The organism is Pantoea sp. PNT03, assembly GCF_014852515.1.
Lineage (GTDB): Bacteria > Pseudomonadota > Gammaproteobacteria > Enterobacterales > Enterobacteriaceae > Pantoea > Pantoea leporis.
Window position 1 is genome coordinate 1 of sequence record NZ_JACVBT010000001.1, and the last position, 24,610, is coordinate 24,610.

Sequence of the window (24,610 nt, forward strand, 5' to 3'; positions counted from 1 at the left end):
CGGAGTGAACGCACCACTGGTGTTCGGGTTGTCATGCCAATGGCACTGCCCGGTAGCTAAGTGCGGAAAAGATAAGTGCTGAAAGCATCTAAGCACGAAACTTGCCCCGAGATGAGTTCTCCCTGACTCCTTGAGAGTCCTGAAGGGACGTTGAAGACTACGACGTTGATAGGCCGGATGTGTAAGCGCAGCGATGCGTTGAGCTAACCGGTACTAATGACCCGTGAGGCTTAACCTTACAACGCCAGAGGCGTTTTGGTGTGAGAGACCGGATTTTCAGCTTGTTTTACCGGATAAAGAATTAGCGGAAGCGAATGTTATTCGTTTTTGCGACAGAATTTGCCTGGCGGCTTTAGCGCGGCGGTCCCACCTGACCCCATGCCGAACTCAGAAGTGAAACGCCGTAGCGCCGATGGTAGTGTGGGGCCTCCCCATGCGAGAGTAGGGAACTGCCAGGCATCAAATAAGTGAAGAAGCCCCGGACGAAAGTCCGGGGCTTTTTTACGTCTGCATATAGCGAATTAAAGCCGGCAGATGGCTGAATTTGCATGAAAATCAGTAATAAATTGCACTAAAAACTTCGCGGCAATCACATTTTGTAATCCAGGAACAGAGACAATTCCCGCAACCAGTTAATAGATGCTTTACTCAATCCTTTGGCGCTAATTATTCGCAAGGAAAAGAGGTAAGCATGACTGACTCACAACAACAAAAAGTGGCTATATCTGAAACGGCAGCCGACAGTAAAAAGCGTATCTGGGCGATTGTCGGCGCATCATCCGGCAACTTAGTTGAATGGTTCGATTTCTACGTCTACTCCTTCTTCTCACTCTATTTTGCCCATGTCTTCTTTCCAAGCGGTGATACCACCACCCAATTGCTGCAAACAGCAGGCGTCTTCGCAGCTGGTTTTCTGATGCGTCCGATTGGCGGATGGTTATTTGGCTATATTGCCGATCGCCACGGTCGCAAAGCCTCAATGCTGATCTCAGTGTGCATGATGTGTCTGGGATCATTAGTGATCGCCTGTCTACCGGGCTACGGAGAAATTGGCCTGGCCGCGCCTGTCATTCTTCTGCTGGCGCGTATGTTTCAGGGATTATCGGTTGGTGGGGAATACGGTACCAGCGCCACTTATATGAGCGAAGTAGCACTGGAAGGACGAAAAGGATTTTATGCCTCTTTCCAATATGTGACGCTCATCGGCGGCCAACTGTTAGCGGTGCTTACCGTTGTAGTCTTACAGCAAATTCTCAGCGATGAAGAACTTCGCAGCTGGGGCTGGCGTATTCCGTTCTTCCTCGGGGCGGCGCTCGCTGTGGTGGCATTGTGGTTGCGTCGTTCTCTCAACGAAACTTCAGAGAAAAAACACCGAGAACATCGTGACGCCGGCAGCATTACGGGATTACTGCGCAATCACACCCGTGCATTTCTGATGGTGCTGGGCTTTACCGCAGGCGGTTCGCTAAGCTTCTATACCTTCACCACCTACATGCAAAAATATCTGGTAAATACTGCCGGGATGGATGCGCGCAGTGCCAGTGGATTAATGACCGGTTGCTTATTGGTATTCATGTTGACTCAGCCGATAGTTGGCGCGCTGTCAGACAAGATTGGTCGTCGTGCCTCAATGATGATTTTTGGTGCCGGGGCAGCTATCTGTACGGTACCTATTCTGCTATTGCTGCAAAATGTGCAAAGCAGTTGGCTGGCATTTGCCTTGATCATGCTGGCGCTAATCATCACCAGTTTCTACACCGCTATCAGTGGCATTTTGAAAGCAGAGATGTTCCCGCCGGAAGTCCGCGCGCTGGGCGTTGGGCTTTCCTATGCGGTGGCGAATGCTATTTTTGGTGGTTCAGCAGAGTACGTAGCCTTACTGCTGAAAAGGGAAGGTATTGAAACCAGCTTCTTCTGGTATGTTTCGGCAATGGGCGCTTTAGCATTTCTGGTATCGCTGATGCTGCATCGCAAAGGGAAGGGGATTGCGCTGTAGTTACTGACTGAGATTCCACAGTGCGATACCGCTGGCGGCGCCGGCGACATCCCAGCTAAGATCTTTCCAACTCCAGCCGCTCCCCGCTGAGCGGCTGTCATATAACTCTTTCCCCACACCGAAACTCAACGAAAACAGAAAGCCGAAACGCAAATTCTGCCCGCGGCTGTGATTTTGATGCTGAGAAATCTCACTACCAGCGGCTGCCAGCACAGCAGAAGAGAAGTAGTGTTGCGCTTTGTCTTTGCCGGTCCAGTTATCCTGGGCGACATGCGCACATCCACTACACAGCAAAACCACGCAGAGGATAGGCGCACGCATCGGCTAAAGCAGACGGCTAATCAAGCGATCGATGCGAATACGGCGCAGGCGACGAATCAGCTTGCGCACCTTTGCCGGATAATCGGAGATACTTTCCAGCTCGCGATAATGCTGCACCACGGAAGTATGCTCACGAATCAGCGCCAGCTCTTTTTCACGCTGCTCGGCCAATTGATTGAGAGGATCGTGAATCAGCACCGCATTTTCCAGATCCAGTCGCCACGCGCGTGGATTGAGGTTATTACCGGTGATCATCATCCATTCGTCATCCACCCAAATGCCTTTCAGGTGATAACTGTTTTCGCCATCTTTCCACAAGCGTACCGTCAGCTGACCATTATTGACGTAATACTGCAAACGGCTCAGGAAGCGACGCAGGTTAATCTCATATAGATAAGGCAGCGCCCCGATAATCTTGAACGGCTGTTCTGGCGGGATGTAGAAGTCATTGGCCGTTTTGTCGCCAATGATGATTTCAACTTCTTTACCCTGACGCAGTAAATGAATCAGGTTACGCACCAGAATGGCCGGCAGGTTAAAATAGGGCGTACACAGCGTCAGCTTGCGCTCAGCGCAGGGCATCAAATGGAAAATGGTTTTGTTCAGCAGGCTACGTTTGCCCAAGCCAACCAACGGCGTGACGGCAAGGCAATCATTATCTGCATTGCCGGTAAACTGATAGTTAAAGCTGCGCAGCTCCTGACGGAACTGACGTGTTTCGTTTTTGATTTCCGGGCTGGAAGGGCGCTCAGTTTTATCGAGCCGGTTAACCGCATCGGAATCCTTGAGATTTTCGCAGATCCACGCATACATGGTATCGGTAAGCTGTGGATTGCGGATCAGCTGATAACGGTCATAACGGTATTTATCATGCTGATGCAAATAGACATCGTTCAGGCTCGCGCCGCTGTAGAGCAGCGTATCATCAATGATAAACCCTTTCAGATGCAGCACACCGAGCGCTTCGCGGGTGTTAACCGGAATGCCGTAAACTGGAATAGCGATATCCGGGTGCTGAGTCGCCATTTCGCAATACCAGTCAGCGTTGGTCACGCCGCGAGCAGCGCCAATACGACCACGCTGCGCACGATGCCAGTCAACCAGAATACAGACATCCAGCTCCGGACGTGCCTGACGCGCTGCGTACAGCGCCTGCATTATTCCCCGACCGCCGTCATCATTCTCCAGATACAGCGCGGTGATACAGATACGCTTTTCTGCTGCGGCAATTTTCGTCAGCAGGGTTTCGCGAAACTCGGCAGGCGAGTAAAGCGTCGTCAGATCCGACACGGATTGTGACAGTTTAGGCAGCTGTGCGAGGTGTTGTTGGTGTTTATTACGTTTAAATTTAGACAACATCACAGTGCACTTCTTCTCTGTTCATTGCATGGCCTTTTGCCATCAAATCATGATCCTAACGGTAAATAATACCATCAACCGGCCTGTAGAGGAGGAATTTTACCTTTCTGTACAGGTTAGCTGATGACATCACCGAGCGGCAAATTCAGGCTGACAATGCCATCATCCAGTTGAATATTCACGCGAAAATTGAGCTTTCGCGCCAGCGTAATCATGCCGCTATTGTTTGGCATGGTGATACCGTTCAATTGTTGCAGGCCATGATCGCGCGTATAGCGAATCATCTTCTCCAGTAAGCGCCTGCCCATGCCCAAGCCTTTCAGGTCAGACCGCACCAGCACGGAGAATTCAGCATCGATATTATCGGCATCGGAGATCGCACGTGTTACGCCAATGATCTCGTCGACGCCGTTGTGCTGCCGTATAGCGACAATCGCCATTTCGCGGTCGTAATCAATTTGCGTCATATTCGCCAAATCTTCATGGGTGAATTCATTGATTTCACTGAAGTAACGATAGTAGAGATCTTCTTTCGTTACCTGGGCGATAAAGGCGCGCAGCTGCGGTTCATCTTCCGGCAGGATCGGGCGGAACAGGCAATATTGCCCATTTTTCAGCTGCACCTGCTCTTCAAGATGATGCGGGTAAGGACGAATCGCCAGCCGTGTTTCGTTATCACCATTGAAAGGGGCCAGCTGCAGCGTGACATCCAGCAGCGTGAATTCGTCGGCTGATGCCAGCAGCGGATGAATATCCAGGCGCTGAATCTCCGGACAATCGACCACCAGGTTTGAAACCTGCACTAACAGCTGGCTAAGCCCGGTGATATCCAGTGGTCGCAACGCGCTACGGCTGCGGACTTTGCCGCTTTTCATCGCCTGAATCACCAGATAGCGCGCCAGCGTCATATTCAGCGGCGGCAAAGCCACGGCGGCTTGCTTGTCGGGCTGCCACTCCACGCCGCCTTCGCCCAGCAGGATGATGGGGCCAAACAGCGGATCCTGTTCGACCACCACACGCAACTCCTGTGCTCCGGCGCGATTCGCCATACTCTGCACCAGCAAACCATCAACATGCGCATGTGGATGGGTTTCACGCACGCGATCAAAAATGGCTTCAGCCGCTTGTTCCACCTCTGCGGCGCTGCGCAGATACAGCATTACGCCTTGTACCTCCGACTTATGCGGAATATCCGGCGAACGCAGCTTGAGTGCGACCGGATAGCCAATCTGATCGGCGATGCTGGCAGCCGCGGCGCTGTCGCTGGCAATCCAGGTGGGCAGCGTCGCCAGGCCATAAGCCTGCAACACCGGCTGCACTTCGTGGGTGTCCAGCGTGGTGATGCCTTTATCAAGCGCTTGCTGAATCAGCTGATGCGCCTGCGCGCTGTTCTGCGTCAAACCAATCGGCAGCGCGGGCGTCTCACGCAGTTGCTTCTGGTTGCGGCGATATTCCACCTGATGCATGAAAGCGGTAACGGTACCTTCAGGTGTGCGCCAGGTGGGAATACCAGCCTGAGTAAACGCGCGTCGTGCGCTCTGCGAAGAGTATTCGCCGCACCAGTTCGTCAGCAAAGTAACCTGCTTGCCACGCGGATGTTTGGCAACCGCAGCGATAATCTGCTCGGCGGTTTCGCTCGAAGGTGAAACGGCGCTTGGCGCATGAATGATCATCAGTGCATCAAGTTCATGGCTATCCAGCAGCCGTTCAATGCAGGCGACATAGCGCGCTGGTGTCGCGTCATCTTTCAAATCCAGCGGATTGCCGCGGCCAACGCCTTCTGGCAGCAGTGTGGCCAGCGCCTGCAAGGTTTCGTCACTTAGCGTCGCCAGCTTACCGTTGCGCGCATACAGTTCATCCAGGGCCAGCGCCGCCGGGGCCGCGCCGTTGCTGATGATCATCAGTCGATCGCCGCGTAATGGACGCATATGGCTCAGCGACTCAACCGCCGTAAACAGTTCATGCGTATCCTGTACGCGCAGTAAACCGGCGCGCTGAATCGCCGCATCCCAGGCAGCGTCCAGTCCGCTGTGGGTACCGATCATCGCCTGCGCCTGATGGCTACGACCACTTTTTATCACCAAAATCGGTTTATTACGCGAGGCGCTGCGCGAAGCGGAAACAAAGCGACGCGCATCGCTGAGGTGTTCGAGGTAGAGCAGAATGGCGCTGGTTTTACCGTCGCGCGCGAGGAAATCCAGCAGATCATCAACGTCGATATCCAGGCTATCACCCAAGGCGATAAACCAGGAGAAACCGAGGTTACGCTGCTGCGCCCAGTCGAGAATGGTGTTAGAAACCGCGGCGGATTGCGAAATAAAAGCAATGCGACCTTTAGCAATCGGCACCGGCGAGAAGCTGGCATTCAACCCTTGCCACGGCGCCAGCAAACCTAAGCTGTTGGGCCCAAGCAGGCGAATTTGCCACTGACTGGCGCAGGCTTTCAGCTCTTCCAACTGGCTGGATGGCGCCGAGAGAATAATACAGGCCTTACAACCTTTTTCGCCCAGTTGTTGCAGCAGTTCGAGATTACGTTTGGCGTGGGTACAGATGATGGCGAGATCGGGCGCGAAGGGCAGGCTGGCGATATCCGGCCATGCCAGCACGCCGCTCACCGCTTTATACTTCGGCGTCACCGGCAATACCGGACCGCTAAATCCACCGGCCAGCAGGTTACGCATCATAAAGTAGCCGGCGCGCCCCGGTGTAATTGACGCACCGATTACCGCGATTGATTTAGGTCGTAACAGCGCTTCCAGTCCGCGTTGGCTCATCATCCGCTCCTGCTATCAAGATTGGCATGATTGTAAACGCTTTTTAGCGCGCGTGCCGATTCACCGATCGCAGGCTGAGAGCCAGCTTCAGATTCCGCTACTCAATGCTTCTTCCAGAGCATGAATCGGATGATGCGGTTTCCCCGCCAGATAAGCATGACGGAAGCGGGCGAAATAGTGCTGCAATTCTGCGGCGGCGGCGAGATCCCCGGCCTGTTCCAGCAGCGCGGCAGCAACTTCGGCGGTGCAGTGCTGGCCTTCGCCGTGGGCCTCGCGCAGCGTGTAGCGCGAGGGCGCAGACACGTTGAGCGACATCACCGGCAACGCATCCAGCCACGGACTTTTGCGGAACATCTTGCGCGCTTCCGTCCAGGTGCCGTCGAGCATAATAAACAGCGGCGGTTTGCCGGTGAGCGGCGGGCTGGTGAGCACTTCGCGATCGGCATCTGCGTAAGACGCCGGGAAAACCACCAGCGGCTGATAATGCGCGTTCTTCACCGCCGCCAGCAGCGCGGCATCCGGCTCGGTGCGTGACCAGCCAAACGCCTCGGTGTCCGGCAGCACATCGGCAATTAACCTTCCGGTATTGCTCGGCTTCATCGGCTCGGTATCGAACATCACCAGACAGAAGCGACTGCGCGCTTGCTGAGGCTGGATGGTGGCACACAGACAGTTTTTCTGCGGCAGCAGGCAGCGTTGGCAACGAATGACACGATTACCGCGCGCAAGAAACGGGCGCGTGGCGCGCGCTAAACGTTGCGCACGTAAGCGCAGAACGGCATTTTCAAACATAAATTCGCAGGCAGGAGAAAAAACGCCAGTGTAATGGAATTAGCCGGGAAAGGTAATAAGGAAGGCCAGCTCGCGGCTGGCCATCAGCGGTTTACAGCGATTCGTCGAGCCACTCGTTGAAGGGCGCTTTCGGCATTGCGCCATTCAGCATGTCGACCATCTCGCCGTTCTTGAACAGCATAATCGTAGGAATGCTGCGAATGCGGAAACGCGCGCTAAGCGCGGGTTCGGCTTCGGTATTCACTTTCACGAAGCGCACCTTGCCGCGCCGCTCGTCGGCGACATCTTTAAACACCGGTGCGAAGTTAACGCACGGGCCGCACCACGGCGCCCAGAAGTCGATCACCACCGGCAGATCGTCTTGCAGATACTTATCCAGCGTGGCTGCGGTCGCGTTGGCGACTTCACCGTTGAATAGCTCGCCGCCGCAACGACCACATTTTGCTCCATCAGCCATGCGCGACTCGGGCACGCGGTTGGTTGCCTGACAGGAGGCACAAACTGTATTCATATTTACCTCAACCCGGACCTGTAAATCTGATGATTGCCGGACATTATGAAAAGGTTGAGTGCTATGCTCAATCTGGATTGCCCAATAGGTTCAATAGTTGATAGCTAAGCACCGACACATCAGGTAATCTTCGCGCTCTCAATGCTGGAGGAACAGATGAACGACGAATTTAAAGGCAAAAGCGGCAAGGTAAAAGTGATGTACGTACGTGATGAGGAGAGTGGTCAAAAGCCGAATCCCCGTACCGGCAAAGGCGGCCGTCCTGCTGCGCGCCAGGAAGATAATCGTCGTTCTGGTCCTCGCAGCGGTGCACGTAATAATGAAGAAGGTGGCCGTAGCGGCGCACGCAGCTCGGCACCGCGCGGTGCGAGTAATACCGAACGCGGTCGCAGCTTTGGTCGTCGTGACGATCGTGGTGACGACAACCGCAGCTTCGGTGATTCGCCGTGGCGCACCGTTTCTCGTCCGCCGGTCGCGGATGATAGCCAACTGGATGATGTCGCGAATAAGCCGGTCATCGATCCCGAGCAGATTCGCCGTCAGCGTCAGGAAGAGACGCGCGTCTACGGTGAAAATGCCTGTCAGGCGCTGTTCCTGAGCCGTCCGGAAAGCATCGTGCGTGCCTGGTTTATTCAGAGCGTAACACCGCGTTTCCGTGAAACCCTGCGCTGGCTGGCGGCCAACCGCAAAGCCTATCATGTGGTTGAAGATGCTGAGCTGACCAAAGCTTCAGGTACTGAACACCACGGTGGCGTGTGCTTCATCATCAAAAAACGTATGGGCATGCCGGTTACCGAGTGGCTGACCAAGGCCCCCACCAAAGATTGCGTGCTGGCGCTGGAAGATGTCAGCAACCCGCACAACCTTGGCGGCATTATGCGTAGCTGCGCGCACTTCGGTGTGAAAGGTTTGCTGGTGAATGATGCTTCGCTGCTGGAGTCAGGTGCGGCAGTACGTACCGCCGAAGGTGGCGCTGAACACGTACAGGCAATCAGCGGCGAAAGCTTTGCCGATGGCCTGGAAGCGTTCCGTAAAGCGGGTTACACCATCGTTACCACCTCAAGCCACGAAGGCACACCGCTGGCGAAAGCTGAGCTGCCTGCCAAAATGGTGCTGGTGTTGGGTCAGGAGAGCGAAGGTCTGTCAGACAGCGCTTTCCAGCAGGGCGATCTCAGCCTGTCGATTGGTGGCACCGGCAACGTTGAAAGCCTCAACGTGTCAGTGGCGACCGGTATTCTGCTCGCCGAATGGTGGCGTCAGAACGCATAAAAAAACGGGCCGCAAGGCCCGTTTTTGTTTGTCTCGCTTAGTGAGCACCACCACCGCCACTGCCCGCACCAAATGGTGGACGCGCAAACCACACCAGCACCAGCAAGATCAAGAACACGCCCGCCGATGCCCAGAAGATCTCATTCGCCGAAATAATCAGACCCTGATTGGTAATTTGCTGCGCGATATATGCCGAGGCCTGCTGCTGGGTCATGCCCATGCTTTGCAACTGGTCATACATCTGCTGTGAATTGACGTTGTACGGATTCACCGACTCCGACAGATAGCTATGATGCATCGATTCACGGTTACTCCACATGGTGGTAGTAATCGAGGTACCGATGGAACCTGCCAGCGTACGCACGAAGTTCGACAGGCTTGATGCCGCCGCCATGCGTTCTGGCGGTAAGCCTGACAGCGTAATGGTGGTGAGCGGCATAAAGAAGCACGCCACCGCAAAGCCCTGAATAAACTGCGGCCACGCTGATGCACCAAAATCCATTCCCGGCTCAAACGTGTAGGCGCGCCAGTAGAAACAGACGGCATACATGATGAAGCTGAAGGTCACCAGCTTACGCATATCCAGCTTGTGGGCGAAGCGGCCAATGATCGGCGACAGGATCACCGGCAGAATCCCCACCGGTGCCGACGCCAATCCGGCCCAGGTGGCGGTGTAGCCATATACCTCCTGTAACAGCTGCGGCAGCAACACTATCGAGCCGAAGTAAAGCATATAGGCCAGGCTAATCGACAAACAGCCGATGGTGAAGTTGCGCATCTTGAACAACGACAAATCGACTATCGGATGGTCGTCGGTGAGCTCCCACACCAGCAACACCAGCAGCGCCACCACGGCGACCACCATCAGCACAATGATCTCGGTTGAGCTAAACCAGTCGAGCTCTTTTCCGCGATCCAGCATCACCTGCAGCGAGCCAATGCCCACCACCAGCAGTACCAACCCCACCATATCGATCCGGCGGATTTCGGTTTTGGTTTCACGCCCACGCAGCGTTTGCAGCGTCAGTAACACCACCACCAAACCAATCGGCACGTTGATGAAGAAGATCCAGCCCCAGTGATAGTTATCGCTGATCCAGCCGCCGAGAATCGGACCGCAGATCGGTGCCACAATCACCGTCATCGCCCACAGCGAAAGCGCCACGCTGCGTTTCGCTGGCGGATAGTTGTTCAGCAGCAAACTCTGCGACAGCGGAATCAGCGGACCGGCAACCACGCCCTGAATGACGCGGAAGAAGATCAGCATCTCCAGGCTTTCGGACATGCCGCAAGCCCAGGACGCCAGCACAAACAGGATGGTCGACCAGGTAAACAGCTTCACTTCACCGATGCGCTTGGCCAGCCAACCGGTTATCGGAATCGAGATGGCGTTTGCCACCCCGAAAGAGGTAATCACCCAGGTGCCCTGCGAGTTCGAGGCACCGAGGTTACCGGCGATGGTCGGAATCGCCACGTTAGCGATGGTGGAGTCGAGTACCTGCATAAACGTCGCCAGCGACAGGGCGATGGTCATCAGGACTAACGGCGCACCTTCAAGCGGTTTTTGTGCCATAACAGCCTCCCGCGGCGTTAGTCAGCGTTGGCACGAACGATGTCAGTAATCAGCTGGTTAACCGGCGCGAGGTCGATTGCCAACGCATTACTTTCATACGCGGCTTGCGAACGCACGGTGCTGGCCAGCGTGGCACCCTCTTTGTTTTGGGTATCCACTTTCACCAGCGTGGAGAGGCCGATACGCAGCGGATGTTCCGCCACCTGTTTCGGATCCAGCTCGATACGCACCGGCAGACGCTGGACCACTTTAATCCAGTTACCGGTGGCGTTCTGCGCAGGCAGCAGCGAGAAGGCGCTGCCGGTACCCATATCCAGACCCACCACTTTGCCGTGATACTCGACGTCATCGCCGTAGATATCACTGATCACCGTGGCTGATTGGCCGATACGTACACCTGCAAGCTGGGTCTCTTTGAAGTTTGCATCGATCCACAGATTAGTGGACGGCACCACCGCCAACAGCGGGGTGGTGGTGGAGATTTGCGAGCCAACCTGTACGCTGCGACGTGAAATGAAGCCATCAATCGGGCTACGGATTTCAGTACGCTGCAGCGCCAGCCAGGCATCGCGCAGCTCAGCCGCACTCTGCTGTACCGCGGGCTGATTTTCCAGCGAGGTATTCAGAATCATCGCCTGGTTAGCGTTGTATTGCTGCACTGCCACATCCAGCTGCGCTTTGGCTGTCGCCACGGCATCACGCGAGTGTTGCAGCTCTTCGCGGCCAATCAGATTAGACGCGCCCAACGGCTCGCGGCGTTTCAGGTCAGCTTCGGCCTGTTCCAGCGCGGTTTGCTGCAGCTTGATGGTGGCTTGATACTGTTTGCCATTGATCATCAGCTGGTGGGTTTGACGCACGCTGGTGGCTAACGCGGTCTGCGCTTTTTCAAACGCCTGCTCGGCATCGGTTTTATCCAGCGACACCAGGACGTCGCCTTTCTTCACCACGTCGGTGTTATCAAACCACACTTTGTTTACGCTGCCAGAAACCTGCGCCATCACCTGCACCTGGTTGCCCGCCACGTACGCATCATCGGTTTCCTGGAAGTGACGCAGCACCAAATACCAGTAAGCCAGATACGAAACACCAATAATTACAAACACGATAGCCAGCAGGATCAGCACACCTTTGCGCTTCTTCTTTTTATTCGCTGGCTGTTGCGGGCTTTGAGCTTCCGCTGTCGCACTCATGTCGTTCTCCACGTTTTCCATTTAGTCGGGATGTGCCGATCCTTCAACACGGTTGCCCGAGTCAAAAAAGCCAGCACTTAAGCGCTGGCCGGACAAAAGGGGATTAAAATAGCGATTTCGGAAGGTGATTGTGTCGCACTTCTTGCTATTAGCGCGACAGGGAAGCGATAACCTGATCTTCGTCCATTTTATCGAGACGGTTAAGTAACTTACGGGTAATCGATTCCAGCTGATCCTGCTCGTTAGTAGAGAGCGAAGACCACAGGTATTGCAGGCTCTGATGCTGCGGTGGCAGCAGCTGGCGCAGGAATTCATTGCCTTTTTCGGTCAAATGCAGATGCAGGCAGCGACGGTCGTTCTCGCTTTCACGACGTTCGATCCAGCCGCGCTTCTCCAGCTCATCAGCGATACGCGTGGCATTGGTGCGTGAAGAGCCGAGGGCAGAACTCAGTTCTGAAGGCTGAATGCTCTGATTTTCCTGTGCATCAAGGGTAATCAGCGCCATGAATAAGGTCTCGTTAATTCCCTGCGCCTTCAACATTTTGTTGCGATTATCCAGCAGTTTACCCTGCATGTGCATGCACAAGCGGGTCAGAATGATCTCCTGCAGCGGAAAATCTTTATGGCGGTTAGCACGGATGTTAAGCATCTGTTCAATGGGAGTAAACGAACTTTCCATTTTAAAAAAACCTCTTAGTTGCAACTGGTATAGTAATGATGGTGACAGATTAAGCGTAGTCACAATTTCCGCAGGTGATTGTTAGCACGATCACATAGTCAACATCTGACATTCCAGGTTGTTCCTTAACCCTGGGCATTTTGCCCTGACATCCCACCTGAACATACAGGCAGCCGATGCCATCAATTCATCTCGGGAAACCTTTTTACAGATAAATAATTTCGCGAGAAAAAATAACTCTGGTGAATAACTGCGCTGCTAACCATAACAAACCCAATCATTAATGAATAGTATTGCTCAGCGGTTTAGAACCATCTTTACGATTTCTAAACACTTTTCGCGCGCCGCTTATCCACGTAAATCAAGGTGTTGATTAACATGCTCTTAACAACGCCCGCGCGAATGCGACACCAGCCTAAGTGATGGAATTTGATCGCTAAACGGGAAGCAGTCATTGCGTGCGGATAAGAGAGATAATCATTTGTAGGTAATAGTAACCGAAAAAATTATTTCAATGGTGTGTTAATTAACAGGACGTACCAGTGCGCTATAGCGCACGCTTCGCTTATCGGGGGAAAGGAAAAGGGGGAGGCAGCCGTTTTGCCGTAGCGGCGCAATTTATTGCGCTGAGTTCTTAAAGTGGATTGATTGCATGAAAAACGGCGCGATAAATCGCGCCGCTACAATACCAACGCTAATGTAAATGCGTTACTTCGCTGCCGCCAGTGCGTCCTGAATCCACTTATCGAATTCCGCCTGGTGACCTTTGATCCAGCCATCAACGTGGCCATTGATATCGGCTTCAGAAGCATGGCCCGCATGCATCGCCGCATTCTCGGCGTTGATGTCGCCAATCGGCAGCTTCATCTCAGCAAACAGCTTTGCCGCGGCCGGATTTTTCTCGGTCCAGGCTTTGTTGGCGACGATATGCATGGTGTTCACCGGGAAACCGTAGTTAGCCCCGTTCGCCAGCTTGGTATCGACTTTGCTCTGCTCGCCCGGCAGTGAAGAGAACGGTACCTGCAGCCATACCACATCTTTACCCGGCTTCAGCACGTCGCTGACCCAATACGGCGTCCAGGTGTAATAAAACACCGGTTTGCCCTGTTTAAAACGCGTGATGGTATCGGCGATCATCGCCGAGTAGTTGCCCTGATTGTGCTCCACGGTGTTGCTCAGCTTGTAGGCATCAATCTGGTGATTAATCACCGCTTCACAGCCCCAGCCTGGCGTACAGCCGGTCAAATCTGCTTTGCCATCACCATTGGTATCAAACAGTTTGGCGATCTTGGGATCTTTCAACTGTTCAATATTGGTGATGTGATACTGCTCGGCGGTTTTCTTATCAATCAGGTAACCCTGAGCCGCGCCACCGACGTAAGTGCCCTGGCGATAAAACTTCGCATCGCCGCCCGCGGCTTTGTACATATCGTCGTGCAGCGGTTTCCAGTTGGTGGCAATAAAGGTGGCATCACCGGCTGCGATGGTGGTGTACGCCACGTTGTAATCAATCTCGCTTGGCTTCTCAACGGTATAGCCGAGTTTCTCCAGCGCGCGGCTTACCAGCAGCGTCTGGAAGGTCTCTTCAGAGATGGTACTCTGCGTCGGTTTAACGGTGATGCCTTTACCGGGCAGGTCGGCGGCGGACACGTGCGTCGCGGCGAACGTCGTCAGGACGGCGGCGATGAGAGCTGTCTTGCGCATAGTCATTCCTTATTTTACGTGTTACGTCGAAGACGGGCGGCCGCAGCGGACCGCCCATTGAAATCAGGCTTTTTTACTGAAAGGGCGCATCAGCAGACCGAGCGGGCCAGTGCTGTACCAGTGACGGCTGCCACGGCTGCGGCTGTCGCGGCCCATCGACTGCGTCAAGCGATCGAGGATAATGGCGAGGATCACGATGCCCACGCCGCCGACGGTGGCGAGGCCCATATCCAGGCGACCAATGCCGCGCAGCACCATCTGACCGAGACCGCCAACCGCGATCATCGAGGCGATCACCACCATCGACAGCGCCAGCATCAGCGTCTGGTTTACGCCAGCCATGATGGTCGGCATCGCCAGCGGCAGCTGCACTTTGAACAGCATCTGACGCGGGCTGGCACCGAAGGATTCACTCGCTTCAATCAGGTCGGCTGGCACCTGCTTAATCCCAAGAATGGTGAGGCGCACAATCGGCGGCAGCGCAAAGATAATGGTCACCACTACGCCCGGCACGTTGCCGATACCAAACAGCATGACGATCGGCACCAGATAGACGAAGGCTGGCGTGGTCTGCATCGCATCCAGCAGCGGACGAATAATGCGCGCGGCACGTTCACTGCGCGCCAGCCAGATGCCGAGCGGCAAGCCGATGATGATGCAGAACAGCAGGGCGGTTAGCACCAGCGCCAGCGTCACCATCGCCTGCGACCAGGCACCAATCGCGCCAATGGCAATCAGCGAGACCAGCGTAGCAATCCCCATCGCTGGGCTGGCAATCTGCCAGGCGATCAGTGCGAACACCACAATCGCTACCGGCGCGGGCATGCCGAGCAGTAACTGCTGGAACGCGCTGAGGATGTAATCCACCGGCACGCGAATGCCCTGAAACACCGGGCGGAAATGGCTGACCACCCAATCAATGCCTTCAGTCACCCAGCTATCAAGCGGAATCCAGGTTTTATGGAACGGGTCCATGAGGTTGAAATGTTCCGGCGCGGGAGCGGGTGCGCTGCTCAGCCAGTCGCTGCTGCTGGCAGCATTGCTGGCGGCATCGTGGCCACCGCTGCTGGCGGCGGAGGGATCACCCCATGCATCGGCGCTGCCGGAGCTGCTATCTGCAGGCGCGGCACCGCCACTCGCCCAGGGATCGCTGCTGCTGGCGGCGGGGCTGGTATCAGTGGTGGCAGGTTGCTGGGTGGTTTGGCTGGCGCTTTCCCACGGATTCGCTGTTTGTTCGCTCATGATTAGGCTCCTTCACGGTCTAAAGCACGCAACAGCATGCTTTTCGAAATGATACCGACGTACTGATTCTCTTCGCTGACTACCGGCACGGCGCAGGGCGCTTGTGCCACATGCGACAGCAGATCGTTCAGGGAGGTATCGGCAGGAACCGCTAAGGGCGTGTCGAGCAGCGCGCTATCCAGCCCTTCACCGGCCGCCAGCGCGGCTTTCAATGAATCGGTGGACACCACGCCAACAAACTTCTGTTTCTCCAGCACGTAGCCATATTCGCGATCTTCATCCTGCAGCAGCTTGATGGCGGATCGCGGACCAAAACCGGCGGCTTTGCGGATCAGTGAACCCGCACTGCGACGCGCAATATCTTTGGCGCTAAACACGTGACTAATATCGACGCCGCGGAAGAAGGTGCGCACATAATCATTGGCAGGATTATTGAGGATTTCATCCGGCGTGCCGACCTGTACCACTTCGCCGCCCTGCATAATGGCAATGCGGTCGCCAATACGCATCGCTTCATCGAGGTCGTGAGAAATAAATACAATGGTACGCTGATGTTTGGCCTGCAATTTTACCAGTTCATCCTGCATTTCGGTACGAATCAACGGATCAAGTGCTGAGAAAGCTTCATCCATTAATAAAATATCAGGATTAATCGCCAATGCGCGGGCTAATCCAACGCGTTGACGCATGCCGCCAGAAAGTTCATCGGGATAAGAGTTGGCGTAATTATCCAGGCCAACCTGACGCAATGCTTCCAGCGCTTTTTCCTGACGTTCGGCTAAGGGAATGCCGGCTAATTCCATGCCAAAAGCGGCATTATTTAGCACAGTCATGTGTGGCATCAGCGCGAAGGATTGAAATACCATACTGATCTTATTTCTGCGGACTTCACGCAGTTCTGATTCCGATATTTTGGCAATATCGACACCGTCTATGATTACCTGGCCGCGAGTGGGCTCGATCAGACGATTGAGAAGGCGAACCATGGTGGACTTACCTGAACCTGAAAGCCCCATGATGACGAAGATCTCGCCTTCTTCAATGGCCAGACTGGCATTTTTGACGCCAACAGAGAGGCCGGTTTTTGCCAGAATACTCTCTTTGCTTTCGCCTTTATCGATCAGCTTAAATGCCTTTTCGGGATTATCCCCAAATACCTTATATAAATTCTTTACTTCGAGTTTAATTGCCATGCAGTAATTAATTTCCCGGTTAAATGTTTAACTATTTCTTGTTGTGGTCCTGAGTAAAATTAAGCGCCCTATACCCTAACATAGTGAAATTATCTGACAACCCTGAAGGGCGATATTCGGCGGCGCGCGCAGCAGTCAATCGCTAAAATCGCCAGTGCTCACAAGGGATGCGCGCGGATTAATTTTTTGCATTTGAGAAGTGAATTTATGTGCGTTTCAGACTGTTTCTGGTGCAGAGCGGCCGAAAATCAATCCAAAAAGAAGAAATATAAGTGAAATAAATGGGTGAGAAGAGCGGAAATAAGATTGGTTTAAAAATTAATTATCACTGAATCAATACGCTAAATAATTCGCGTCACAGCAAGGCGACAAGCCCACTCGACCCAGCAGCATAGTGAACTATGTGACTGGGAAGAGTGGGCGCAGTCAACGCTGCTGTGCCAAAAGTAGGTGCCGCCAGGCAACGCGAAGTATGACGCGTATTAGAAATTCCAGTCTTCGTCTTCGGTTTCTACGGCTTTCCCCATTACGTAAGAGGAGCCAGAACCTGAGAAGAAGTCGTGGTTTTCATCGGCGTTGGGCGACAGCGCGGACAAAATCGCCGGGTTCACGGCGGTCAGTTCGGCCGGGAACAGCGCTTCGTAGCCGAGGTTCATTAGCGCTTTATTGGCGTTGTAGTGCAGGAAGGTTTTCACCTCTTCCGCCCAACCGACTTCACCGTACAAGGCTTCGGTATACACCACTTCGTTTTCGTACAGCGCCAGCAGCAAATCAATCGCGAACTGCTGCAGCTCTTCGCGGCGGCCAGCATCGACGTTTTCCAGCGCCTTTTGGTACTTATAGCCGATGTAGTAACCGTGTACCGCTTCGTCGCGAATGATCAGGCGAATCAGATCTGCGGTGTTGGTCAGCTTGCCACGGCTCGACCAATACATCGGCAGCCAGAAACCGGAGTAGAACAGGAACGATTCAAGGAACACGCTGGCGATTTTCTTCTTGAGCGGATCCTCGGCGCGATAGTGCTCCAGCACAATCTTCGCCTTGTTCTGCAACGCTTCATTCTCTTCACTCCAGCGGTACGCCGCATCGACATCTGCGGTGTTACACAGCGTGGAGAAAATCGAACTGTACGAACGCGCATGCACTGCTTCCATAAAGGAGACGTTCGACAGCACAGCTTCCTCGTGTGGCGTAATCGCATCTTCCATCAGGCCAGGCGCACCAATCACGTTCTGGATGGTGTCGAGCAGCGTCAATCCGGTAAACACCCGAATAGTCAGCTGCTGTTGCTGGTGGTCCAGCGACTGCCACGCTGGCAAATCGTTGGAGAGCGGCACTTTTTCCGGCAGCCAGAAATTACTGGTCAGTCGGTTCCACACTTCGAGGTCTTTTTCGTCCTGGATGCGGTTCCAGTTAATGGCTTGAATTTGTTTTAGTTGCATAGTTTTCATCACAGTGAGCAGGAGACGCAGCCCTGCACCTCGGTGCCTTGAAGCGCCATCTGGCGCAGACGGATGTAATAGAGCGTTTTGATGCCTTTTTTCCACGCGTAGATCTGCGCTTTGTTGATATCGCGCGTGGTGACGTCGTCGCGGAAGAACAGCGTCAGCGACAGGCCTTGATCGACGTGCTGCGTGGCTTCGGCGTAGGTATCAATAATCGCTTCCGGCCCAATGGAGTACGCATCCTGATAGAGGTCGAGATTGTCGTTGGTCATAAACGGCGCCGGATAGTAAACGCGGCCGGTTTTGCCCTCTTTACGGATCTCAATGCGCGACACAATCGGGTGAATGCTGGAGGTCGCATGGTTGATGTACGAGATCGAACCGGTGGGCGGAATCGCCTGCAGGTTCTGGTTGTACAGCCCATGTTGCATCACCGCTGCACGCAGCGCTTGCCAGTCGGCCTGCGTTGGCAGAGTCAGTCCGGCATCGGCGAACAGTTTTGCCACGCGCGCGGTGCGCGGCAGCCAGCGCTGTTCGACATATTTATCGAAGTAACTGCCGCTGGCGTATTTCGACTCGGCGAAACCGTCGAAACTCTTCTGATGCTCCTGCGCCAGCAGATTCGAGGTGCGCACGGCGTGATAGGTGACGCAATAGAAATAGAGATTGGTGAAATCCAGCGCCTCTTCTGAACCGTACGCCATGCCTTCGCGCGCCAGATAACCATGCAGGTTCATCTGACCGAGGCCAATCGCGTGCGAGCGGCGATTGCCTTCCGCCACCGAAGGCACCGAATTGATCTCACTCATCTCGGAAACGGCGGTCAGTGCACGCACGGCGGTTTCCACGGTTTGCGCCAGATTGCGCGAATCCATGGCATGCGCAATGTTGAGAGAGCCGAGGTTGCAGGAGATATCTTTGCCGACGCGACGATAGCTAAGATCGTCATTGAATTCGCTGGCGCTGTTAACCTGCAAAATCTCGGAACAGAGATTACTCATGTTGATGCGCCCGGCAATCGGGTTGCTGCGGTTCACGCTGTCTTCAAACATGATGTACGGGTAGCCCGATTCAAACTGAATCTCCGCCAGCGTCTGGAAGAAATCGCGCGGCTTGATGTAGGTTTTGGTGATGCGATCGTCCGCCAGCATCTCGTCGTAATGCTCGCTGATGCTGATATCACCAAAGGCTTTGCCGTAGATGCGCTCGACATCGTACGGCGAGAACAGCGCCATATCGCGATTCTCTTTCGCCAGCTGGAAGGTGATATCCGGGATCACCACGCCGAGCGACAGCGTTTTGATGCGGATCTTCTCGTCGGCGTTTTCACGTTTGGTATCGAGAAAGCGGAAAATATCCGGGTGATGCGCATTCAGCCACACCGCACCTGCGCCCTGACGTGCACCCAGCTGGTTAGCGTAGGAGAACGCATCTTCCAGCATCTTCATCACCGGAATTACGCCGGACGACTGGTTCTCAATACGCTTAATCGGCGCGCCCGATTCACGCAGGTTAGAGAGCAGGAACGCTACGCCGCCGCCGCGTTTCGACAGTTGCAGCGCCGAGTTCACCGCGCGACCAATCGATTCCATGTTGTCTTCGATGCGCAGCAGGAAGCAGGAGACCAGCTCGCCGCGCTGCTGCTTACCGCAGTTAAGGAAAGTTGGCGTAGCCGGCTGGAAGCGACCGCTCAGCATTTCCGCCAGCAGCTCGCGCGCTAAGGTTTCATTGCCGCGTGCCAGCGTCAGCGTCACCATGCAGGCGCGCTGTTCGAAGGTTTCCAGATAGCGTTTGCCGTCGAAGGTTTTCAACGTGTAGCTGGTGTAAAACTTCCACGCCCCGAGGAAGGTGTGAAAGGCGAAACCTGCCGCATCAGCTTCATCGTGCAGCTGACACAGGAAATCGAAAGCGTACTGATTCAGCACCTCGGCTTCGTAGTAGCCTTCGGCCACCAGATAGCGCAGGCGCTCGCCTGCCGAGGCAAACTGCACGGTATTGGGTTGTACATGCTGCAGGAAGAACTGGCGCGTCGCTTCGTGATCTTTACTGAACTGGATGCGGCCATCGGCGTCATACAGGTTCAGCATCGCGTTAAGCGCGTGGTAATCAGTCAGCGAGCTGTTTAGGGTGTCTGTCGTTGCCAAAATTGGGTCACTCCCGCTTTTACATTAGCGATATCGTCGGGGGTTCCCATCAGCTCAAAGCGGTAGAGATAGGGAACCTGACATTTCTGCGCAATGATGTCGCCCGCCAGGCAATAGCCTTCACCGAAGTTGCGGTTACCGGCAGCGATCACCCCGCGAATCCCGCGTCGGTTGGCATCATCATTGAGGAATTGAATCACTTGTCTCGGCACCGCACCGCGCGAACTGCCGCCGCCGTAGCTCGGCACCACTAAAATGTAGGGCTGTTCGATATGCAGGCGCTGCTTGCCGTCAACCGGAATGCGGCGGGCAGGCAGCCCAAGACGCGTGATGAATCGGTGCGTGTTTTCCGACTGGCTAGAGAAATAGACCAGTGGAAACATGGCTTATCCCCCGACGGCCGCGAGCTGGCGCAGGCTGGCAATTTTGTCGGGACGGAAGCCACTCCAGTGATCGTCTTGTGTCATCACCACTGGCACCTGGCGATAGCCGAGAGATTTGAGGTTGTCGATGGCTTCAGGTTGGGTATCAAGGTTGATCAGCTGATAGTCGATACCTTTGCGGTCCATGGCATTTTTAGTCGCATTGCACTGGACACAGTTGTCTTTGGTGTAAATAATAATGCGCATGATTCGTATTTCCCTTTGATTGCGGTCAGATTGCGAGATACGAAGCAAATTCCTGTTTGCATCGAACTTCGTCCTTGACGACATTTGGTAGTTAGTTGATGGGTTGAATACTAGATGTAGTAGGTAAAAGGGTCAAGCCCACCAGATATAGGGTTTTGTGATTTTGATCTTCGGATATTCGCTAAGACCAGAGATCATGCGCCTTCCAGGCCGGAAAAATTTTTTGTAAAGGGAATGAGATGGGAGAGGTGGTTGGATTTTGTGCGATTTGACCCTCATCCCAGCCTTCTCCCGCAAGCGGGAGAAGGAGCCGATCCAGCATAGGTGTTTACAGTTGAACGCCACCTAAACATTCCCTCTCCCGCCTGCGGGAGAGGGTTAGGGTGAGGGAAAGCGCGCACTATCTCGCGCCCACAAAAAAGCCCCGCATCAGCGAGGCTCATTGCATCAACGAACACATGCTTATCGGCGTGAAGATACCAGCAACGCGCCAAGCACTAAGCCTATCGCCGCACCAACGCCCACGCCGTGCCACGGCTTGTCGTGGACATAGGCGTCAACCTGCGTACCCGCATCACGTGCCGCTTGCGATACGCGACTCTGTCCGCCGCTCAGTTTGGCACGCGTCTGCTTTAACAGCGCCTGCGCCTGGCTACGGGCATTATCAACTTCGTCTTTAGCTTCACTGCCATAAGATTTAAGTAACGCCTCTAGCGAATCGGCTAGTTCGTTTACATCCTGATTGATATCAATGTCATCGTTTTTTGCGCTTCGATTAAACATTTTTTAGCTCCCTTTGATTTAACACGTAATACTTAGTGTAGACGAAGCGTGATTAAACGCAGGGATGTGCCAGGCTTTAGGGAAAATTCCGAATGCCCATGCCATCCTGCTGCTGTAAGGTTGCGGGGCTGTGAGAAGAGAGGAGCAAGCATGTATTTACGACCAGATGAGGTAGCGCGCGTACTTGAGAAAGTGGGCTTCGAAATGGATACCCAAACGCCAAAAATTTACGGTTATCGTCGCGGCGAAAACTATGTGTACGTCAATCGCGAAGCGCGTATGGGACGGACCGCCTTAATCATTCACCCGACGCTGAAAGAGAAAAGCCAGAGCTTTGCTGAACCGGCTTCAGAGATGAAAACCTGCGATCACTACACGCAATTCCCACTCTATTTAATGGGCGATTCGCAGGAGCATTACGGCATTCCGCACGGCTTCAGCTCGCGCGTTGCGCTTGAGCGTTATCTGCAAGGCGTATTTGGCGCCTGAACTTGCGCCCCGTTTCACGCGGGGCCGCAAACCCTGACTCAATCCTCTCCTTCTGCCCCGTTGCAAATCCGCACGCTGACGCGTATAACCTTGTGTCCATATAGATGTTCAGACGTCCATACGGATAAATATCATGCAAACTCAGGATACGCCTCCACAGGAAAACTTTAAGCGCACCATGAAAGTACGGCATCTGGTGATGCTGTCGCTGGGCGGTGTGATCGGAACCGGACTGTTCTTCAATACCGGCTACATCATCTCAACCACCGGTGCAGCCGGCACCTTGCTGGCCTATCTGATTGGTGCGCTGGTGGTGTGGTTGGTGATGGTCTGTCTCGGCGAACTGGCCGTGGCGATGCCGGAAACCGGCGCGTTCCACGTCTATGCCGCGCGCTATCTCAGTCCGGCCACCGGTTATACCGTCGCCTGGCTTTACTGGCTCACCTGGACGGTGGCGCTGGGTTCCAGCCTGACCGCCGCCGGATTCTGCATGCAGTACTGGTTCCCGAGCGTGCCGGTGTGGACATGGTGTCTGGTGTTCTGCATCGCTATTTATCTGCTGAATATCGTCTCAACGCGCTTCTTTGCCGAAGGTGAATTCTGGTTCTCCATCATTAAAGTGATCACCATCATCGCCTTTATCATTCTCGGAGCGGGCGCGATCTTTGGTTTTATCCCGATGAAAGACGGCAGTGCTGCGCCGGGATTACACAATCTCACCGCTTCCGGCTGGCTGCCGCACGGCACGCTGCCGATTCTGATGACCATGGTGGCGGTCAACTTCGCTTTCTCGGGCACGGAATTGATCGGTATCGCTGCCGGTGAAACCGAGCAGCCACAAAAAGCGCTGCCGCTGGCGATCCGCACCACCGTCGCACGGTTGATCATCTTCTTTATCGGCACGGTATTTGTGCTGGCGGCGCTGATCCCGATGGATCAGGCCGGGATCGTTAAAAGCCCGTTTGTGCTGGTGTTTGAAAAGATCGGCATCCCGTACGCGGCGGATATTTTCAACTTCGTGATCCTCACCGCCATTCTCTCCGCCGCCAACTCCGGCCTGTATGCTTCTGGCCGCATGTTGTGGTCGCTGGCTAATGAGAAGACGCTGCCGCGCTGTTTTGCGCGCGTCAACCGTCGTGGCATTCCGGTGCTGGCGCTGACCGTGAGCATGATTGGCGGCTTGCTGGCGCTGTTCTCCAGTGTGATTGCGCCGGACACAGTGTTTGTGGCGCTGTCGGCGATTTCCGGTTTTGCCGTGGTGGCGGTGTGGCTCAGCATCTGCGCCTCGCACTATGTGTTCCGTCGTCGCCATCTGCAGGCGGGCGGCAGCTTACAACAGCTGGCGTATCGCGCGCCGCTCTATCCGCTGACGCCGATTCTGGGCTTCCTGTTATGCCTGCTGGCGTGCGTCGGACTGGCGTTCGATCCGTCGCAGCGTATCGCGCTGTGGTGCGGCATTCCGTTTGTGCTGTTCTGCTATGCCGCATACCATGTCACGCAACGACGCAAGTCATCCCTTAAGGCTGAGGAGGCCAACGATGTCGCGTAATCCCATCGCGCAGGCACTAACCCAAACTGACACGCTGATTCTGGATGGTGCGCTGGCGACCGAGCTGGAGGCGCGCGGCTGCAATCTGGCCGATGCGTTGTGGTCGGCCAAAGTGCTGATGGAAAATCCTGAGCTGATTTATCAGGTGCATCACGATTACTTTGCCGCTGGCGCGCATGTGGCGATTACCGCCAGCTATCAGGCCACGCCGCAGGGTTTTGCCGCGCGCGGCTTAGATGAAGCGCAGGCGCTGGCACTGATCACCCAGAGCGTACAGCTGGCGCAGCGCGCGCGTGATGACTATCGCGCATCTTCCGCCAGCACCGCGCCCTTGCTGGTGGCCGGTTCGGTCGGGCCGTATGGCGCTTTTCTGGCCAATGGTGCGGAGTATCGCGGTGATTACGCGCTGCCGGAAGAGGAGATGAAAGCGTTCCACCGTCCGCGCGTGAAGGCGTTGCTGGAAGCGGGTGTCGATCTGCTGGCCTGTGAAACGTTGCCGTCCTTTACCGAAGCGCAGGCGCTGGTGAGTTTACTGGCTGAATTCCCTGCCAGCAGCGCGTGGTTCTCCTTTACCCTGCGCGATGCCGAACACATCAGCGACGGCACGCCGTTGAGTAAAGTGGCTGAGCTGGTGCATGCGGCACCGCAGGTGGTGGCGGTTGGCATCAACTGCGTGGCGCTGGAGAGCGTAACGCCCGCTCTGCGCCGCTTCCAGGCGCTGTGTGATAAGCCGCTGCTGGTCTATCCGAACTCCGGCGAGCAGTACGATGCTAGCAGCAAAACCTGGCACTCCGCGCCGTCGGGCTGCACGCTGCATGACAAATTCGCCGAATGGCAGCAGGCGGGCGCACGTCTGATTGGCGGCTGCTGCCGAACCACGCCGCAGGATATCGCGGCGATTGCTGCCTGTTGTCAACCGTAATAAAGCGCAGAAAATCATCAGTGATAGCGCGATTAAGAACAGAAGG

The 24,610-nt window shown here is 54.8% G+C and carries 21 protein-coding genes and 2 rRNA genes; 7 read left to right on the forward strand and 16 right to left on the reverse strand.

Annotation, left to right across the window (positions count from 1 at the left end; translation table 11 throughout):
* The 3 genes from IB226_RS00005 to IB226_RS00015 form a co-directional block, all read left to right on the forward strand.
* A 23S ribosomal RNA gene (locus IB226_RS00005) occupies positions 1-238 on the forward strand; the annotation flags it as partial.
* 104 nt (positions 239-342) lie between these two features.
* Positions 343-458 (forward strand): 5S ribosomal RNA (gene rrf / locus IB226_RS00010).
* Between the two features lie 233 nt (positions 459-691).
* Positions 692-1,996: an MFS family transporter gene (locus IB226_RS00015; protein WP_192232959.1), complete on the forward strand. Its 1,305-nt coding sequence runs from the start codon at positions 692-694 to the stop codon at positions 1,994-1,996.
* Here IB226_RS00015 and IB226_RS00020 read toward each other — a convergent pair whose 3' ends face one another.
* The 5 genes from IB226_RS00020 to trxC form a co-directional block, all read right to left on the reverse strand.
* On the reverse strand, positions 1,997-2,317 hold the full coding sequence (locus tag IB226_RS00020) for a YfiM family lipoprotein (protein WP_101763428.1): 321 nt from the start codon (positions 2,315-2,317) through the stop codon (positions 1,997-1,999).
* A gap of 3 nt (positions 2,318-2,320) precedes the next feature.
* The gene (pssA, locus tag IB226_RS00025; protein ID WP_101763429.1) at positions 2,321-3,676 is read right to left on the reverse strand and encodes a CDP-diacylglycerol--serine O-phosphatidyltransferase; all 1,356 of its coding nucleotides are present in this window, start codon (positions 3,674-3,676) and stop codon (positions 2,321-2,323) included.
* A gap of 116 nt (positions 3,677-3,792) precedes the next feature.
* The gene (locus IB226_RS00030) at positions 3,793-6,450 is read right to left on the reverse strand and encodes a bifunctional acetate--CoA ligase family protein/GNAT family N-acetyltransferase (RefSeq protein WP_192234470.1); all 2,658 of its coding nucleotides are present in this window, start codon (positions 6,448-6,450) and stop codon (positions 3,793-3,795) included.
* An 87-nt stretch (positions 6,451-6,537) separates the two neighbouring features.
* Positions 6,538-7,242 (reverse strand): tRNA-uridine aminocarboxypropyltransferase, encoded by a 705-nt coding sequence (locus IB226_RS00035; RefSeq protein ID WP_110868291.1) that lies wholly within the window; start codon positions 7,240-7,242, stop codon positions 6,538-6,540.
* Positions 7,243-7,333: 91 nt separating this feature from the next.
* Positions 7,334-7,753, reverse strand: coding sequence for a thioredoxin TrxC (gene trxC / locus IB226_RS00040; protein WP_101763432.1), 420 nt, complete (start codon positions 7,751-7,753; stop codon positions 7,334-7,336).
* 156 nt (positions 7,754-7,909) lie between these two features.
* Between trxC and IB226_RS00045 the strand changes: the two genes are divergently transcribed.
* Positions 7,910-9,022 (forward strand): tRNA/rRNA methyltransferase, encoded by a 1,113-nt coding sequence (locus IB226_RS00045; protein ID WP_137386321.1) that lies wholly within the window; start codon positions 7,910-7,912, stop codon positions 9,020-9,022.
* Positions 9,023-9,059: 37 nt separating this feature from the next.
* Here the strand turns inward: IB226_RS00045 and emrB are convergent, their stop codons facing one another.
* The 11 genes from emrB to IB226_RS00100 form a co-directional block, all read right to left on the reverse strand.
* Positions 9,060-10,595 (reverse strand): multidrug efflux MFS transporter permease subunit EmrB, encoded by a 1,536-nt coding sequence (gene emrB / locus IB226_RS00050; protein WP_101763434.1) that lies wholly within the window; start codon positions 10,593-10,595, stop codon positions 9,060-9,062.
* A gap of 17 nt (positions 10,596-10,612) precedes the next feature.
* Positions 10,613-11,785: a multidrug efflux MFS transporter periplasmic adaptor subunit EmrA gene (emrA, locus tag IB226_RS00055; RefSeq protein ID WP_110868299.1), complete on the reverse strand. Its 1,173-nt coding sequence runs from the start codon at positions 11,783-11,785 to the stop codon at positions 10,613-10,615.
* Between the two features lie 148 nt (positions 11,786-11,933).
* Positions 11,934-12,464, reverse strand: coding sequence for a transcriptional repressor MprA (gene mprA / locus IB226_RS00060; RefSeq protein ID WP_008101638.1), 531 nt, complete (start codon positions 12,462-12,464; stop codon positions 11,934-11,936).
* A gap of 708 nt (positions 12,465-13,172) precedes the next feature.
* Positions 13,173-14,168, reverse strand: a complete 996-nt coding sequence (proX, locus tag IB226_RS00065; protein ID WP_008101636.1) for a glycine betaine/L-proline ABC transporter substrate-binding protein ProX — start codon at positions 14,166-14,168, stop codon at positions 13,173-13,175.
* A gap of 63 nt (positions 14,169-14,231) precedes the next feature.
* Positions 14,232-15,410 carry a glycine betaine/L-proline ABC transporter permease ProW gene (proW, locus tag IB226_RS00070; RefSeq protein ID WP_101763436.1) on the reverse strand — a complete coding sequence of 393 codons (1,179 nt, stop codon included), beginning with the start codon at positions 15,408-15,410 and terminating at the stop codon, positions 14,232-14,234.
* Between the two features lie 2 nt (positions 15,411-15,412).
* Entirely contained in the window at positions 15,413-16,603 is a 1,191-nt protein-coding gene (gene proV, locus IB226_RS00075; protein WP_192232961.1) for a glycine betaine/L-proline ABC transporter ATP-binding protein ProV, read from the reverse strand.
* Positions 16,604-17,085: 482 nt separating this feature from the next.
* A complete protein-coding gene (gene nrdF / locus IB226_RS00080; RefSeq protein ID WP_036647504.1) occupies positions 17,086-18,045 on the reverse strand; it encodes a class 1b ribonucleoside-diphosphate reductase subunit beta in 960 nt (319 codons plus the stop codon).
* A gap of 8 nt (positions 18,046-18,053) precedes the next feature.
* Positions 18,054-20,192: a class 1b ribonucleoside-diphosphate reductase subunit alpha gene (gene nrdE, locus IB226_RS00085; protein WP_192232963.1), complete on the reverse strand. Its 2,139-nt coding sequence runs from the start codon at positions 20,190-20,192 to the stop codon at positions 18,054-18,056.
* Entirely contained in the window at positions 20,171-20,575 is a 405-nt protein-coding gene (gene nrdI / locus IB226_RS00090) for a class Ib ribonucleoside-diphosphate reductase assembly flavoprotein NrdI (RefSeq protein WP_061718050.1), read from the reverse strand. Before nrdI ends, nrdE begins: the two co-directional genes overlap by 22 nt.
* 3 nt (positions 20,576-20,578) lie before the next feature.
* The gene (gene nrdH / locus IB226_RS00095) at positions 20,579-20,821 is read right to left on the reverse strand and encodes a glutaredoxin-like protein NrdH (protein WP_008101624.1); all 243 of its coding nucleotides are present in this window, start codon (positions 20,819-20,821) and stop codon (positions 20,579-20,581) included.
* A gap of 462 nt (positions 20,822-21,283) precedes the next feature.
* Positions 21,284-21,604, reverse strand: a complete 321-nt coding sequence (locus IB226_RS00100) for a DUF883 family protein (protein ID WP_008101623.1) — start codon at positions 21,602-21,604, stop codon at positions 21,284-21,286.
* A gap of 150 nt (positions 21,605-21,754) precedes the next feature.
* Between IB226_RS00100 and IB226_RS00105 the strand changes: the two genes are divergently transcribed.
* The 3 genes from IB226_RS00105 (at position 21,755) to mmuM (ending at position 24,564) form a co-directional block, all read left to right on the forward strand.
* Positions 21,755-22,093: a DUF2002 family protein gene (locus IB226_RS00105; RefSeq protein ID WP_008101622.1), complete on the forward strand. Its 339-nt coding sequence runs from the start codon at positions 21,755-21,757 to the stop codon at positions 22,091-22,093.
* 133 nt (positions 22,094-22,226) lie between these two features.
* The gene (mmuP, locus tag IB226_RS00110; RefSeq protein WP_101763440.1) at positions 22,227-23,642 is read left to right on the forward strand and encodes an S-methylmethionine permease; all 1,416 of its coding nucleotides are present in this window, start codon (positions 22,227-22,229) and stop codon (positions 23,640-23,642) included.
* Entirely contained in the window at positions 23,632-24,564 is a 933-nt protein-coding gene (gene mmuM / locus IB226_RS00115; RefSeq protein WP_192232965.1) for a homocysteine S-methyltransferase, read from the forward strand. The genes mmuP and mmuM overlap by 11 nt, the downstream gene beginning before the upstream one ends.
* The last annotated feature ends 46 nt before the right edge of the window (positions 24,565-24,610 follow it).